The following is a 15,058-nucleotide window of genomic DNA, read 5'->3' as shown; positions in this document are numbered from 1 at the left end:
TCAACCACATCCCTTTACCATCGTGGGATTATACAATGAGCAATTCGTGGAACTCGCATGTGCGCGCGCCATGGATAACGAACGGGTCTTGGGAGGCAAGCTTTTCAGCTTCTTCCAACGAATTCGCGTTGTAAATAACCATGCCCCCTGCTCCGTCTACAAAACGAGCTTTGAGATAGATGGCACCCTTCTTTTCCAGATCCTCCAAATAAGCTAAGTGAGCCGGTCGATGGAGTCGATTCTTTTCCTCATCCAGCATCGGCAAAATCGCGATGTACTGTTTCATAGCTCAGCCAACATCCCTCCGTCAATTACTACACCAGTGCCAATCATAAATGGCGCCTCGTCGCTTAACATAAAGCAAATAAGGTTGGCAACTTCCTCAGGTTTTCCGATGCGTCCAAGCGGCTGGGCATCTTTCCATTCCTCATTTAAATCAGCACCATGCAATCCGCCCAATTCCGCGTATCTGTTCAACATGCCCGTATCTGTCGCGCCTGGAAGAACCGCGTTGACGCGAATCCCTTTTTTGGCGTAATCGATCGCCATACTTCTGGTTAAAGCCATTAGCCCGCCCTTTGAAGCTGCATAGGCTGCATAGTTTGAAATGGTTGCTTGCGCGTGAACGGAAGCGACGTTAATAATGACGCCTCCGCCACTATTGATCATGTGGGGAATGCCGTATTTTCCCAACAAGAAAGCGGAGGTTAAATTCACATTGATCGTGTTGTGCCACTCCTCCTCAGACAAATCGACAACTCCAAGCATGGATTCAATCGCAGCGCTATGGACAATGCCATCCAGCCTGCCAAAGGTATCAACCGCAGTCTGGATCACCCTCTGTATATCGTCAGACTGTCCCACATCGGTTTTGACGAAAATAGCTTTTCCTGCCGAGCCTTCCATCTGCTCCAGCGTTTCCATCGCGTTCTTTTCAGAACGGTTGGCAATGACGACGTTGGCTCCTTCTTTGACCAAACGCAGGGAAGTGGCTCGGCCAATGCCGGTTCCGCCGCCGGTAACAATGAAAACCTTTTTCTCAAATCGCATGGTATCGCCCTCCTTATTTTAAGGATGTAAAGTAATTTTGCTGAATTCGGTTTTACCTTCCACTAAAGCTTGGAAAGTGTCAGCTCCATCAGACAAGCTGCGTTTCGCCAGCCAACCTGCCGTTCTGATTTTCCCGCTGACCAGCATCTGAACCGCATGTTTAAAATCCGCATCGGTGTAGGAATAAGAACCGAGTATGTTCACCTCTTGACGGACAAGATGATTCATTTTCAGAGGAGATTCATCGCTTCCCAAGCCAACCAGCACAATGTTTCCGCCAGGATTAATCAGCTGCAGCGCTTGCTGTCTCACGGCAGTTGCACCGACGCAATCAATAATCGTGTCGATTCCCCGCTGAGCGAACAGCTCCGTCACTTTGTCTTCCACTTGTTCAGGCGTCGCAATCTCAGCACCCAGAAACTTGACATGATTCAGCCGTACTTCCTGCCGATCCACAACCAACACTTTATTCGCACCCATATTCAATGCCGCCTGCAACGTCAGCAAGCCAATCGTTCCGGCACCATAAATAAGGAGATCATCCAAATACGGAAGACCGAGCTTGATCGCATGGATGCATACCGCTAACGGCTCCGCCAACGAGGCGACAGAGGCATCCATTTCTTTGGGCACGGCGTACAAACTGCTTAAAGGTACGGTCACGTACCCAGCGAAAGCACCCGGCCGATGAATCCCTATCAGTTCACGGTGACGGCATAGATTGCGCTTGCCTATTACACAACGGTCGCAAGAGCCGCAAGAAATGAGCGGATTAGCTACAACTTTGTCTCCTATGGAAAACCCTAGAATTGAGCCTGCTCCATATTGGATGTCAACAATTGTGCCACAAAATTCGTGCCCCATAACTAACGGAGGAACTCTCACACTGCTATGACCCAGGTAACCTTCCAATTCGCTGCCGCAAATCCCTGCAGCTTCGACCTTGATGAGGGCCTCTCCTGGAAGCGCGCGCGGATCTTCCATGTCCTCAATGCTTAATTGCCTCGGTCCGTTATATACCAGCGTCTTCATGCGGACTATACCTCCACACCATTGACGATATGCTTCGGACGCTCTCCGTTAAATATGCGTTGTACTTCCAAAGCAGCGTGACGCTGCAGTCGGTTCAATGAACTTTCCGAATACCAAGCGCAATGGCTTGTAATCAAGCACTGCTCTATTTTCAGCAGAGGACTGTCCAGCGCAACCGGCTGCTGCTCCAGTACATCCAGTGCTGCACCGGCAATCTGGTTACTCGATAGCGCTTCAATCAGACTTTCAGTGTGAATGACCGCTCCTCTGGACGTATTGATTAGATAGGCCGTTGATTTCATTCGCTCAAAAGCATCACGATTGAAAATATGCTTCGTATCCGACGTTAGAGGAAGATGAACGGAGATCATATCGCTTTGTTCCAGCAATTCATGCCAATCAACCTTCTGCGTGTTCATTTGCTCAAAAACAGGCTGCTGCACATATGGATCGTAGCCGATTGTGTTGATACCGAAGCTTTGCGCTCGCTTTGCCACATCTTTCCCGATATTGCCGAAGCCGGCAATGCCTAACGTTTTCCCTTGAAGTCCCATAAGAGGACGGCACGGCGTTATTTGCCATACGCCACGGCGTACTTGGGCAACAATTTGCGGAATTTTGCGAACGCTCGAAAGCAGCAAGGACATGGCATGATCGGCGACTTCCCCCGTCCCATAGTCCGGAACGTTGACAACAGGAATATTTCTGGCCTTGGCCGCTTCAATATCCACATTGTCTACGCCGACGCCGTACCTGACGATGATTTTGCAGCGCTCCAGGCTATCGATGACTGCCTTCGTGATCGGCGCTCTTTCTGTAATAATCGCATCTGCCTGTTTCGCTAATTGAAGCACTTCTTCCGGTGTTTTGCATTGACCCGAAAGGAGGTTAACGCCCATTGGCAACAAGACTTCTTCTTCTTGCTTTAAATCCGGAAACCCGTAATCCGTCACTACTACCGTGTATGTTGTCATTAATTACACTCCTTCTCCATTGTCGAATAGCACTCTACGAACCACTGGGCAACACCATCTACGATTGCAGCCAAATAAGACTGTCCTTGCTCGGCGGAAGCGGCCTCACTGCTGTCCGTAATCCCATCAGCGCCGGTTAACTTGCCATGATAGCCGATAAACGTGCCAGCTCGCCCGCCAAATATCCAATCCAGCTCGGGATGCTCCTGCGGAATGAGATCCTTACGTACAAGTCGCTCATCAAGCGCAAGCATCAGCGAAGTTTCAAAACGGCCTGCATGCCCTGCCACCATCCCGCGATTTTCTTCCCGAGCAGCTGTAATCGCATCTCCAGCAGCGTTCCAATAGGAAGCGGAAGCGACCCACACCGGATGCTGAACAACTAGGTCCTGTGCCGCCTGGTTCATGATGTTGGCATTCCCGCCATGCGAATTAATAAAGATGATTTTGCGAAATCCGTCCTTGATCAAGCTTTCTCCGATTTCCTTGAGCATCCGTAAGTACGTTTCCGAGGAAAACGAGAGCGTGCCGCCAAAGGCAAGATGATGACTGGAGCAGCCAATCGACAGTTGCGGCGTCAGGAGCAGCTTCGCTTTTCCTTCTGCTGTCGCTTTACGCACAGCCTCAGTGCTCACATGTTCGCAAATCAGGCTGTCGGTATAGACACTAAGGTGCTTTCCGTGTTGCTCCGTTGCCGCCAGCGGCACAACTGCGGCGTATCCTGCCCTTGCACATTCCGTAATTTCTTCCCGTGTCAAATGGTGAAATAGGAATGTATCCATAGCGTGCACCTCCATTTATGGTAATTGATCTGAAATACGCTGTATTCACACACCTAAATAAACCATTTATTGTAAATCTAAAGTTGAGCTAACACGCGATCCATTGCCACCAATGTCTCTTTAATATCCGATTTTGTGTGTGCCGTTGAAATGTACCAAAGACCATTCGGACGGAGTAATACGCCTTCGTCCAGCATCAATTCGGCAAAGCGGCTATATTTGGCTGAGTCGCGTTTATTGAACGTATCGAAGTCGTTAACTTCCACGGCATCAATAAACATCATGTGAAGCACAGGACCGATTTGGTTGACTACGCCAGAGATACCATGCCTGCCCAGCAAAACGCGTATTCCAGTAGCAAGCTCTATAAATAAAGCTTCCATTTGTTCGTAAGCAGCACCGTTGTAGTGCGCGAGGTGGCTTATTGTAGAGATCGCTGCTGCGGTAGACACACAGTTTCCGTTCAGCGTGCCCAGATGGCTCACTTTACCATCATCCACGAGCTTCATGATTTCAGCTTTACCAGCCACAGCACTAATGGCAATGCCGCCGCCCATCGCTTTGCCGATAATGACTAAATCAGGAAGGATATTGAATCTGCCGTGTGCTCCTCCCAAGCTAAGTCGAAACCCGGTAATGACCTCATCCATAATCATAACGATATGGTGCTCTTCGGTCAGCTTGCGGATCAGCTCTAGATAGCCTGGCTTAGGCTGGATGCAGCCGGAATTGCACATGACCGGCTCCGTAATGACAGCTGCGATTTCATGACCACGCGTGCGGAGCACAGATTCTAAGGCAACAGGATCATTCCAAGGAAGCAGGATGATATCTTCTAGACTATTTTCGCTTTGCCCGAAGGTACCAGGAGGGATGGTAGAAGCTTGGTCGTCGGAAGCTTTTTGACTCATGTCCGAGCTTGGAAAAGAGGTGAAGATTGAATCCGACCAACCGTGGTAATGGCCATGGAAGCGCACGACCTTTGTTTTGTTCGTGAAGGCACGAGACAATCGGAGCGCCAGCATAACAGCTTCCGTTCCGGAGCCGCTTAGCGATACTTTCTCAGCGCAAGGAAGCACCTCTGTCAGCAAATCAGCAAGCTGAATTTCCCCATCATGCTGAAGCCCATAGGTAGATCCATTGAGCAAGGCTTGATGAATACTTTCGGTTAGTCCGTCATGCGCATGACCCAGAATTAATGGACCGTAGGCAAGCAAGTAGTCGATATATGTATGGCCATCCACATCTCGGATGCGTGCACCTTTTGCTGACGCTGCATACAAGGGAGTTGGTTTCATTGACGCACGTAAAGAGCTGGCTACCCCGCCTGCAAGATGCTGTTTGGCTGCTTGATGCTTAGCAATCGATTTGTCATAAGTTCTCATTGGGATGCCTCCTTGTACGACATGGAATTAAGAGGATAAATAGGACGAGTTAGATGTACATATTGAAAGTGGAAAAGGTTTTCGCCACAACAGCCTGGCGTATCGACTTGTGTGATTTTTTTGCACATAGGGCCAAAAGCAGTCTTCCATGCAATAGCAGATTTCACAACGATGACATGAAAGTCTTCAGCGCGTAAACCTACCGACGTGACATGTCCAAGATCCCATGGTGCTGTACGTTTTTCTGTTAAAATAACGGTTAAATTTCCGGCTTCGATGACAGCCGTTTTGCCCATATCTGCCCATTGACCAGTCATATATGGACCGATATGCGTATATTTCCCATCAAATAAAAGCCGGATGACACCTGTAATTGGAACTGGCTCACCATTCAATTGATCGCTTTTACCGCCGATTGCTGCCTCAAATACCGTGCCAACACCTTGGTGATGGGCAATTTGAGCGGCTTCCTCGTCGCGAATCACCATGAGACATTTTCGAGGTGCGTTGATGAGATGCTTCAATACGTGCGTCGCATCTGCCGGAGCGCCTCCGCCTACATTATCCGCACCCTCTACGAGAATGACGGGTCCATTCTCTTCAGTAAAAGCCATCGCAACAGCTTCAGCTGCCGGGTATCCATTGCTTCTCAGCTTATCCCGCAGATCCCATGCCATATGGCTAAGTTCTTCGGCATAATGCTCAGCAAGTGCCTGATCGTTATTCGTCGTCACCACAAAAGAAACGCCTGCATCAGGGACATCGCTGTAGGGAAAGCCGCCAGCTACGGTAACATTGAGTACCTTCGGATCACGCTCTATGGCGAACGCACGTTCCATGATTTCCTGCATCGGACCAGCTACGTCAGTCAGCATCACCTGCGGTACTAGGAGTAAACGCGGTTGAACGAATGCACGCACTGGCTTGATCTCTCCGCGGATCGTCTGTGCTAACAAATGTACCGCCTCCACCGCTCTTTCATGGGCATCTACATGCGGATAGGTGTCATAACCTACAAGGATGTCGACGTGTTCCACCATGTGAGCGCTGATATTGGCATGCAGATCCAGTGTTACGGCTAGGGGTTTGGAGGGACCTACCTTTTCTCGAATGCGGCGAACGAGTTCACCTTCCATGTCTGGATATCCTTCGGCTACCATTGCGCCATGCAGAATGGCAACGATTCCTTCAGCTGATAAATCAATAGAGGATACCACTGAATCGAAAAGGGCCTCCACTGTTCTACGGCTGACCATTCCGCTTGGAGGTGCCGCGGTGTACAACCCGCATGCCAAATCCGCGAGCTCCAATCGAGCCCCATCGATAACGCCGCCCATAGATGTTCTCGTATGCTCATATCTTTGATGAAAAAGATCGTTTCCTTCGATCCATTCCGGCGCAAAATCGTCCATTTCGGTCATACCTGGTGAGAATGTGTTCGTTTCATGAAATATGCCGACAATTGCTAGCTTCATATAGTTTCTCCTCCGTTTCTCGCGTATGGTTAGCCTTCGCCTCGTTTGGCGGGAGCATAAGCGATTACGTCTATTTCTACCAAATAAGCCCCGAGATCAAGAGGAGCGGATGTTCTAGCAGGGTAGGGCTGTTTGAAAACTTCAGCATACGTTTTGTTATAGCCAGGAAAATCATGGCCGTGGCTTACAAATGCATTGGCTTTAATTACATGATCAAGTGACAAGCCTGCTTCCTCAAGAATGATTTCTATGTTGCGCAGGCATTGTCGAGTTTGTTCTTCAATGGTGTGACCGACGACTTGATTGGTAACAGGATCAACACCTACCTGCCCAGAAACGTATACGAAATCCCCAGCTTGAATCGCGTGTGAGAATGGAAGTGGAAATTGTGGGGCATTTTCGACATTAATGCTTTTTGACATCCTATATCCCTCCCTTTCAAAAATAGTATTCCGAAACAGTACTATGCAGGATACTGGCTAGCTCACCCCTCTTGAAGTAACTGCCAGCACCTACCGGGAAGATCTGATCGAAATAGTTGGATATTGCCTACATCGGCTACTGTAACAAAACAAGTGCGCCCGTCAGGCCCGCCAAAAGTCAGGTTGGTGCAGTCTTTGCCCGACAATGGGACTTCCAGCAGCACCTCGCCACTAGGCGAAATTTTGGCAATAGTTCCTTTTCCATGACGGGTTACATATAAATTTCCAGCTATATCGCAACGCATCCCATCCAATCCGAAATCAGGGAATTCGATAAGAAGCCGTTTATTGCTTATTTGATAGTCCGCAGATAGATCGTAGGCCCAAATTCGGCGTTGTCGTGTTTCATTGACATACAGTGTCTTCTCATCTGGACTGACTTCTATGCCATTTGTCGTTCCCATGTTGGCTTCCAATAAAACTGCTTTGCCGTATCCATCAATACGCCAGAGTTGTCCCGTGGAGTCCTTCCAATTGGGGTCGCTAGCAAAAATAACCCCGCTTGAAGTAATCGCAAGATCATTAGGTTGATTCATAGCCGGTTCATGAACATATATGGAGATTTGGCGCGTCGCGATATCGACTTTGAGAATATTATGGCCGGTATGATCGGCAATGAACATGTCTCCTAGCCGATTCGTACGAATCCCGCAGCCAGTGCTTCCATTTTCCAATTCAAGAAATACAGAGCATTCGGCTGCAGGCGTTACCCTTCCAATTGTATGTCTACGGGCAAAATTCACAGCATATAAATTGCCTTCCAGGTCGCAAGCAGGTCCTTCAATGCTCTTGGTGAAACCAAAGGGTTCTGTAAAAGGCCGACTAATAAAATTGGAATCACTCATCGAGGGAAGCTTCCTTTCCATCCAAAGTTACCGATATACTTTTTGACTTAGTTCTTCGCAAGCCCGCTTGATCCATACATGCACTTTATCCCAGATCTCTTCCGTAATGCGCACCTCCGGAACGGATATGCTTATGGAAGCTACCGTTTGGTTAGCAGCATCAACGACAGCCCCGGCGACACAATGCACGCCGATCACCGTTTCACCCAAGTTGTAACCAATACCTTGCGATTTTACTTTTTCCAATTCCTGTTGTAACTGCTTGAAAGAGGAAATCGTTTTACTTGTCACTTGTTCCAGTTTTTCTTGCGGATAAAGCGTGTGCAATTCTTCTTCCGTGAAGTCGGCAAGCAGAATTTTACCGGAAGCCGTTGCATGCAGGGGAAATACATCATTCTGATTGGGCGTAAACCGCAAGGCTTGGCTGCTTACTTTCTCCCCAAGATACAACAGCTGGTTCCCGCTTCTCACGGATAAACTGACCGTTTCGTTTAAATCCTCCGAGATCTTATCAGCTATCTGATAAAACTCGCCAGTCAGACTCGTATTCTGAATATAACGATTGCGAATCGTAAACAATTTATATCCAATACGGAATTGCTTTCCGGACTTGTCTGTCTCCAGGTACCCACGGCTCAACATGTTCTGTAAAATGAGGTAGGTGCTGCTGGCAGGCATATTTAAATTTTTGGCAATTTCCGATAAATTATAGGAATCGGTCCCTCCGGTGAATAACTCAAATATGTCCAATACCCGGTCAGCTGATTTGACTTTATGCGCTTGTTGTTTTTCCAATTCGTAATTCCCCCTTTGAAGTCGTTTCATATACATGAAAACGCTTTAATTGTAGCTTATCCGATTGCTTATGAAAAAACAAGCATTCCAAATTTTTCCGGAACATGGAAATTCCTCTGTGCTCCAGTCGGCGACCAAGCCCAATAATGACGCTGATTTGTGGGATCTTCATCAATCCGGTAAAGATTGATTCTCCAGGTCATGCCCGGAGCAGGAGGCGGGTCGAAGGAAGTGACAGGAAGCGCCATGTCGTACACGGCAGTCCCCTCTTCTGGCCACGTTACCTGAGTCAGCAATCCGTCCAGATTCCAGCTGGCATCGACCTTCTGTTTCTGTCCTACTTCTTTATCAATGAGAGCATCGAATACAACGCCCCGGGGACTTAGCTCGAATTCTTTATAAAACCGCCCCTCCCCAATCTCATCGATGAAGATTTCTACGACATCTTCCTTATATATAGGGTCGTCTCGATTCTCATACGTGGCAACAATATGATCGTCGGCGCATTCAAAGCGCACATGGATATAGCTATCGGTGCGGCACATTTTCACGGTTGTGTTTAAACGCGCCTGTTCTCCCGTTACGGTATCAACAAGCGCTACGCTCTCTATTTCCTCCCAGCGCACTTCGGTTCCACTCTGATAGATGCAGTTGTAAACATACGCAACCATAGCCTCTATTCTCCCTTATTTCCGCTTCTGGGCGATGACATCAATTTCAACGAGCAAATCATAATTCAAGTCACAATAAATAGCTGTACGGCTAGGAAAAGGGCTAGTGAAGAAACGTCTGTAAATGTTATTGAATTCCTCATACAGCTTTCTATCGCTCAAATAAATATTACATTTCACTACATCGTCCAAAGTAAGTTCGGCAGCGGCGAGAATCCGTTTAATGTTTTCCATCGTCTGAACCGTTTGCGATTCCAGATCATTGCCAACTACGGCGCCTGTAAGCGGATCAAGACCACCTTGCCCCGATACGAATACCAATGAGTCCGTTTGGATCGCTGGAGAGATCGGTTTACTGCTGTTTGAACCCATTATCTCAGTTCGCATAAAAGACCTCCATATTTTGTAATGTAAGAGTAGCTAGCTCGTATATAAACCTGGGTCATACGCAACGCCCCATGCGTCTAAAGACAACGGACGCCCCAGATATAAGGATTCCATGGCCGTATTGATGAGGTAAGTTGTTAACAGGTTTCTTTCAATCGGGCATGGAGGTGTGCCATAAAGCACCATCTCTTCGATCAGTTCGGTCAATCTAGTAAAATGGCTGTACGGCCGCTCTCGCCCCGTATTGCAATACGCAGCGATACTAGCGTCTGCATGATCCTGAACCGCAAAGCTCCATCTCGTAGCAAATTTAGGAAGCTGCGCCACATACCCCATCGTGCCGTCATTATACGCGACAACGAATAATGCGGGATCGTGGCATTCATTGCGGGGATGCCTTCCGGCTAGCTCCGGCTCGAGTGCGAGTGCCTTCATCATCAGCGCCTCCGGCCATTCCGCTCGATCCATCGCTTCCCACATTTCATCGCCAGCCAATGCATGCACGGATGCAACACCCGACTCGGCGCCACGCCGATGCTCAGCCTGAACCTGCAGCACTTCCATGCCATGAAATCCGTAGGATTCATGCCCGCCATGGCTGACGACAAAGAAAGTACGGCCTCCCTGTAGAAAGGAGCGATCGAAGTGAGGCACATAATCCGTATATGGAATGGAGGATCCAGCCATGAAAGGAATACCCCGACGCTTAACTTCCTCATAAATCCACAGCGCATCCGCATTATCGTAAGAGAAATGCTTATCAAGGAATATCGGTACACGGATTTCGTGACGATCCATGGCAGCTAGCGTCTCTTGCATAAACCGCAGCCGTGGATACAAGTGCTGTTGTTTCTCATTCCATGGGTAATCCCCATGCTCTCCGATGACGACAACACCATCGATGGTTCGCTCAGGAGCGTCCCAGGCAACTGCCTCCTCAATGGTGGCGCAGATCGCTACACCATGCTTAGCGGCCAGTTCCCGACTCAAGTCTCTATCGGTGACTTGCTCAACGTACATCGCAACCAGCTCAACTTGCGGTTCATAGCCAAGCTCGCCGAGCAGCCTGCTAACAATCACATCTGCGTGCGAATTGAGCTTATACTGAGTAATTATCGCTGCGACTCGCTTCTTCATCCTTCAGCCGCCTCCATCTTCATCGGTCTCATATCCGAATTCCCCCGTCTATCGTATACAGTGATCCCGTTATATACGAAGAAGCATCAGACAGCAGAAAGGAAGCAAGCTCGGCCACCTCGTCTGGAGTACCGCTGCGTCCTAGCAAGAAATTTTTGCGCATCTCTTCCATCTTTTCGGGCGACAGCTGCTTCGGTTCTTTCACGTCTCCCGGGATGATTACGTTAGCTCGTATGCCGTGAACGGCATTCTCGGCAGCGATGACCTGCGTCAAGAAGTTGACCCCAGCTTTGGACGACCCGTATGCGCCTTCTCCTGCCCTCGGTTTTACGCCAAGAATTGAAGATGTATTGACGATGGACCCGCCTCCGGAATCCTTCATTAACAGGATGGCATGCTTGCTTATGAGAAATGTCGAAGTGAGCGTGCCTTGGATAACCTGATTCCAGTCCTCCAATGTGTATTCCGCAACCGGCTTTCGATTCTGCGTATAGCTATTATGGAATGAACCATCCAAGCGGCCAAAATGCTCGCGAATTTGCTGGAACATACCGGCGACCTGATCTCCGTCGCTCGCATCAGCCTGCACGAAAAGGAGACGATCTGGGCCATACTGTTCTCGAAGCGAAGTCATACGGGGTGACTCCTCCGCAGCTACCCAATCATTGGCGATGACCTTGGCTCCTCTGGCCAGAAACATCCGTACCGAAGCGAAGCCAATCTTGCCAAGCGCACCGGTCACAACAATCACCTTGTCCTGAAGCGGTAAATCCATTTGATTCCCTCCTGCTTTCGATAATAGGCTACACTGCTAGCCCCAATTCCGGCTTATCCCTTCAAGCCAGTCGATGCCATCCCCTGAATAAATTGCTTTTGGGCAAACAGGAACACGACGATAACCGGTATAGTGATAATGAACGCAGCAGCCATGACGATCGGAATTTCATTCGGTTGGTCATTAACCGCCTTGAGAAACAAGAGTCCAAGCGGCAAGGTGAACATTTTGTTATTCGTTAAATACAACATGGGGCCGAGCGTACTGCTCCATGCACCAATGAATGTAAATACAGCAAGCGCCGAAAGCGCAGGTTTGGACAGCGGGATATAAATGCGCCAGAGCACTCCCCATGGGGTGTAGCCATCTATAAGTGCTGCTTCAAAAAGCTCCTTGGGCAATGTTTTATAAAATTGATGCATCAGAAAAATACCGAATGCGCCTCCCAGGAAGGCTGGCACAACTAACGGATAATAGGTGTCAAGGGCGTTAAGATTCTTCCATATGAAGTACTGCGGGACCATAGTCACCTGACCAGGTAAGATCAAAGTCGACACCATTGCCAGGTAAATCCATTTTTTTAATTTAAACTCAAACATGGCAAGCCCAAATGCGATAACGGCACAAGAGATCATAGTTCCACCGACATCGAGAATGGTTACAATCGAGCTATTTAACGTGTAACGGGCAAAATGCACATTTTGGCTGTTCCACGCGTCAACGTAGTGCTGCCAAGTTATCGGATCGGGAAACCACTGCGGCGGCATCTGCAGCACTTTCGCGCCAGTTTTGATCGAGGTCACGACCATCCAATAGAATGGAATGAACATGCATAATCCGCCTATGATTAGAAACGAATAAAGCAGTGTTGCGCTTAGTTTGGATTCTTTAGTCATAGTGCACCCACCTTTTTTCCATTGAACGTTGGAAGATCGTAATGATCAGGATTACAATGAATAGCAACCATGCCATTGCGGAAGCAGGTCCCATTTTGAATAAAACAAAAGCATCACGGTAAATCATAATATTCACTGTCAGCAATTGGTCCCTGACTCCACCTGGCGAACCGACCAAGGTAAGGAATGAATCAAAGGCATGAAAGGCTGAAATCGTCGAAAGAATAAGCACCATATAGGCCATCGGCGAAACGAGCGGAACGATAATGCGTCTGAACACTTGCCACTTGGAGGCACCATCTAAATCTGCCGCTTCGTACAACTCTTTCGAGATATTTTGCATACCTGCCAGCAGCAGCACCATGGACCCCCCGATACCTTTCCAAACATTCGCGATGGCTACACTCCCAATAACTACCCACCAATTCGGATTATCTAGAAATTTGTACGGTCCCAAGTTAATGTAACTGAGAAGTAAATTGACTACACCGAAGTGAGAATTCAGGATCCATGACCATACCATACCTGCTGCGATCCAGGGCGTAATAACAGGTAAGAAGAAAATAACTCGGAAAAACCCTTTGAAACGGATAGCCTGGTTTAACACATACGCTGCGATGAACGCGATACCCGTTTTTAGCGGCACAAAGATCAAAGCAAAAAAGAAAATATTGCGAAACGAATAATACATTTGCTTCTCATGAAAAATCGCTTTCCAATTTCGGAGACCAACCCACTGCGGAGCATTGAACATATCCCACTTCGTGAAGGTTAAATACAAAGAAAAAATAAAAGGATACGCTGCGAAAACGAGAAACCCGATGACAAATGGCAATGTCAGTATATATCCCCAATAATTGTACCTTTGTATGACACAACACTCCTTACCTTCATAAATAAAGGAGGGAGGCTTAACCTCCCCACCAAAAATTGCGATATAGTTACTTGTTGTTATTGATGACCGTTTTTAATTTTTCATCAGCTTCCTTCAAACCTACATCTACCGTTTTGCTCCCTTTGAACATTTCGATGAAGACCGGCTGGACAGTCGTTTTCATTTCGTTCCAGAATGCCGTTTCATCCGTAGTCACACCTGCTTGGGCAACCCCATCCGTGAATGCCTTTTTGTTTTTCGGGTTGCTGTTTACATCTAACTTGGCATTAGCCGATACTTTGAGTGGAAGTGAAGCTCCGCTTGTAGCCAGATATCCCTGAGCATCCTCACCTAAGAAGTATTTCATGAATTCCCATGCTGCATCCTTCTGTTCCTGCTTCGCTTTGGAAAAGATCATCCACGAGTTCGCAACAAATGGAACATTTCGTTTGCCGTCATAGCCTTTAGGAACCATGACTGTATCGTAGTCCAGATTCGCATAATCTTTCTTAAACGGCAGCTGTCCGCTGTATTGCATAATCATCATGCCAATTTTGTTTTCACCGAACATTTGGGTGATTTTCCCGTTAGCTTCCAAAACATCGAATTTTGGAGCAATGCCATTCTTCATTGTATCTTGCCATGCAGTAATACCCTGTACAGTTTTTGGATCCATGAGCATTGACTTTGTTTTCGTTTCATCCAGCCAGCCGCCTCCGTAGATCTTCGACCAGAGGTAGAAGCCCTGCGTCAGATTGTTTTCGACGGACATGCCGTAAATATCTGTTTTACCGTCGCCATTGGTGTCTTTAGTCAATTTTTTGGCTGTGTCCAACAAATCCTGGAAAGTCCAGTTATCCGTTGGAGCCTCAATGCCTGCGTCTTTGAAAATTTTCTTGTTATACGCCAGCGCAGTCGGATTCAAGCCGTGCGGAATACCCCACACCTTGCCATTCGCGTCCCTAGCTGCATACAAAGAGCTGACATAGTCACTCTCTTTAAGATCCCGCTTAATATAAGCTGTCAGATCTTCTGCTACGCCTCGCTTCCCGTAACCAAGAATAATCGCATTTTCCTGGAACCAGATATCCGGAGGATTGTTGCCAGCAATTTGCGCTGTAATTTTCGTAGCAAATTCAGCCCAAGGCGCGTCCTGAATTTCAAGTTTTATATGAGGAAATTTCTTCTGAAAACCTTCGATAATCTCTTTTTTGGTAACGTCATAGCTTCCTGGCAAGCCTACCTTAAGTGTCACTTCTTTGGGAGCGGCAGTTCCCGCAGTCGCAGCAGGAGCATTACTGACCGTTGCTGTTGATTCTGTTTGACCGTTACCACAAGCTGTAAGCGTTACTACCATCATACTGCTCAATAAAACCATACTCGTCTTTTTCAAATTAAAACCCTCCCATTTATGTGTACTTAATCATGTAGAACACCTAGTTGGAATCGCTTTCTTATGTAACTTAATTATATCCCGACTATTAATTCACGTCAATGA

At 47.8% G+C, this 15,058-nt stretch carries 17 protein-coding genes; all 17 read right to left on the bottom strand.

The genetic code is table 11. The features are described from left to right. Positions 1–28: 28 nt before the first annotated feature. On the bottom strand, positions 29–286 hold the full coding sequence (locus tag AC58QO_RS27480; RefSeq protein ID WP_497271184.1) for a YciI family protein: 258 nt from the start codon (positions 284–286) through the stop codon (positions 29–31). Continuing rightward, the gene (locus AC58QO_RS27475; protein WP_497271182.1) at positions 283–1,050 is read right to left on the bottom strand and encodes an SDR family NAD(P)-dependent oxidoreductase; all 768 of its coding nucleotides are present in this window, start codon (positions 1,048–1,050) and stop codon (positions 283–285) included. Before AC58QO_RS27475 ends, AC58QO_RS27480 begins: the two co-directional genes overlap by 4 nt. 18 nt (positions 1,051–1,068) lie before the next feature. Further along, entirely contained in the window at positions 1,069–2,082 is a 1,014-nt protein-coding gene (locus AC58QO_RS27470; protein WP_497271180.1) for a zinc-dependent alcohol dehydrogenase, read from the bottom strand. A 5-nt stretch (positions 2,083–2,087) separates the two neighbouring features. After that, on the bottom strand, positions 2,088–3,056 hold the full coding sequence (locus AC58QO_RS27465) for a C-terminal binding protein (protein WP_497271178.1): 969 nt from the start codon (positions 3,054–3,056) through the stop codon (positions 2,088–2,090). Then, positions 3,056–3,838, bottom strand: a complete 783-nt coding sequence (locus AC58QO_RS27460; protein WP_497271176.1) for a creatininase family protein — start codon at positions 3,836–3,838, stop codon at positions 3,056–3,058. Before AC58QO_RS27460 ends, AC58QO_RS27465 begins: the two co-directional genes overlap by 1 nt. Positions 3,839–3,915: 77 nt before the next feature. After that, the gene (locus tag AC58QO_RS27455) at positions 3,916–5,223 is read right to left on the bottom strand and encodes an aspartate aminotransferase family protein (RefSeq protein ID WP_497271174.1); all 1,308 of its coding nucleotides are present in this window, start codon (positions 5,221–5,223) and stop codon (positions 3,916–3,918) included. Further along, the gene (locus AC58QO_RS27450) at positions 5,220–6,698 is read right to left on the bottom strand and encodes a M81 family metallopeptidase (RefSeq protein WP_497271172.1); all 1,479 of its coding nucleotides are present in this window, start codon (positions 6,696–6,698) and stop codon (positions 5,220–5,222) included. The genes AC58QO_RS27455 and AC58QO_RS27450 overlap by 4 nt, the downstream gene beginning before the upstream one ends. A 29-nt stretch (positions 6,699–6,727) precedes the next feature. Next, the gene (locus AC58QO_RS27445; protein WP_497271170.1) at positions 6,728–7,120 is read right to left on the bottom strand and encodes a RidA family protein; all 393 of its coding nucleotides are present in this window, start codon (positions 7,118–7,120) and stop codon (positions 6,728–6,730) included. Between the two features lie 62 nt (positions 7,121–7,182). Continuing rightward, complete coding sequence (locus AC58QO_RS27440) at positions 7,183–8,025, bottom strand: SMP-30/gluconolactonase/LRE family protein (RefSeq protein ID WP_497271168.1); 843 nt, start codon at positions 8,023–8,025, stop codon at positions 7,183–7,185. Positions 8,026–8,052: 27 nt separating this feature from the next. Beyond that, positions 8,053–8,820, bottom strand: coding sequence for an IclR family transcriptional regulator (locus AC58QO_RS27435; protein ID WP_497271166.1), 768 nt, complete (start codon positions 8,818–8,820; stop codon positions 8,053–8,055). Positions 8,821–8,888: 68 nt separating this feature from the next. After that, a complete protein-coding gene (locus AC58QO_RS27430) occupies positions 8,889–9,491 on the bottom strand; it encodes a carbohydrate-binding family 9-like protein (RefSeq protein WP_497271164.1) in 603 nt (200 codons plus the stop codon). 15 nt (positions 9,492–9,506) lie between these two features. After that, positions 9,507–9,878 carry a RidA family protein gene (locus AC58QO_RS27425; protein ID WP_497271162.1) on the bottom strand — a complete coding sequence of 124 codons (372 nt, stop codon included), beginning with the start codon at positions 9,876–9,878 and terminating at the stop codon, positions 9,507–9,509. Positions 9,879–9,911: 33 nt separating this feature from the next. Further along, positions 9,912–11,015 carry a hypothetical protein gene (locus tag AC58QO_RS27420; RefSeq protein ID WP_497271160.1) on the bottom strand — a complete coding sequence of 368 codons (1,104 nt, stop codon included), beginning with the start codon at positions 11,013–11,015 and terminating at the stop codon, positions 9,912–9,914. 28 nt (positions 11,016–11,043) lie between these two features. Continuing rightward, a complete protein-coding gene (locus AC58QO_RS27415) occupies positions 11,044–11,790 on the bottom strand; it encodes an SDR family NAD(P)-dependent oxidoreductase (protein ID WP_497271158.1) in 747 nt (248 codons plus the stop codon). A 53-nt stretch (positions 11,791–11,843) separates the two neighbouring features. Then, on the bottom strand, positions 11,844–12,686 hold the full coding sequence (locus AC58QO_RS27410) for a carbohydrate ABC transporter permease (protein WP_497271157.1): 843 nt from the start codon (positions 12,684–12,686) through the stop codon (positions 11,844–11,846). Next, positions 12,679–13,521 (bottom strand): carbohydrate ABC transporter permease, encoded by an 843-nt coding sequence (locus AC58QO_RS27405; protein ID WP_497271155.1) that lies wholly within the window; start codon positions 13,519–13,521, stop codon positions 12,679–12,681. Before AC58QO_RS27405 ends, AC58QO_RS27410 begins: the two co-directional genes overlap by 8 nt. 106 nt (positions 13,522–13,627) lie before the next feature. Further along, positions 13,628–14,953 (bottom strand): ABC transporter substrate-binding protein, encoded by a 1,326-nt coding sequence (locus AC58QO_RS27400; RefSeq protein WP_497271153.1) that lies wholly within the window; start codon positions 14,951–14,953, stop codon positions 13,628–13,630. Positions 14,954–15,058 lie beyond the last annotated feature (105 nt).

The organism is Paenibacillus sp. J31R30 (assembly GCF_059692115.1).
Note: the sequence above shows the minus strand (reverse complement) of the source record. Positions and strands in the feature narration are given on the sequence as shown.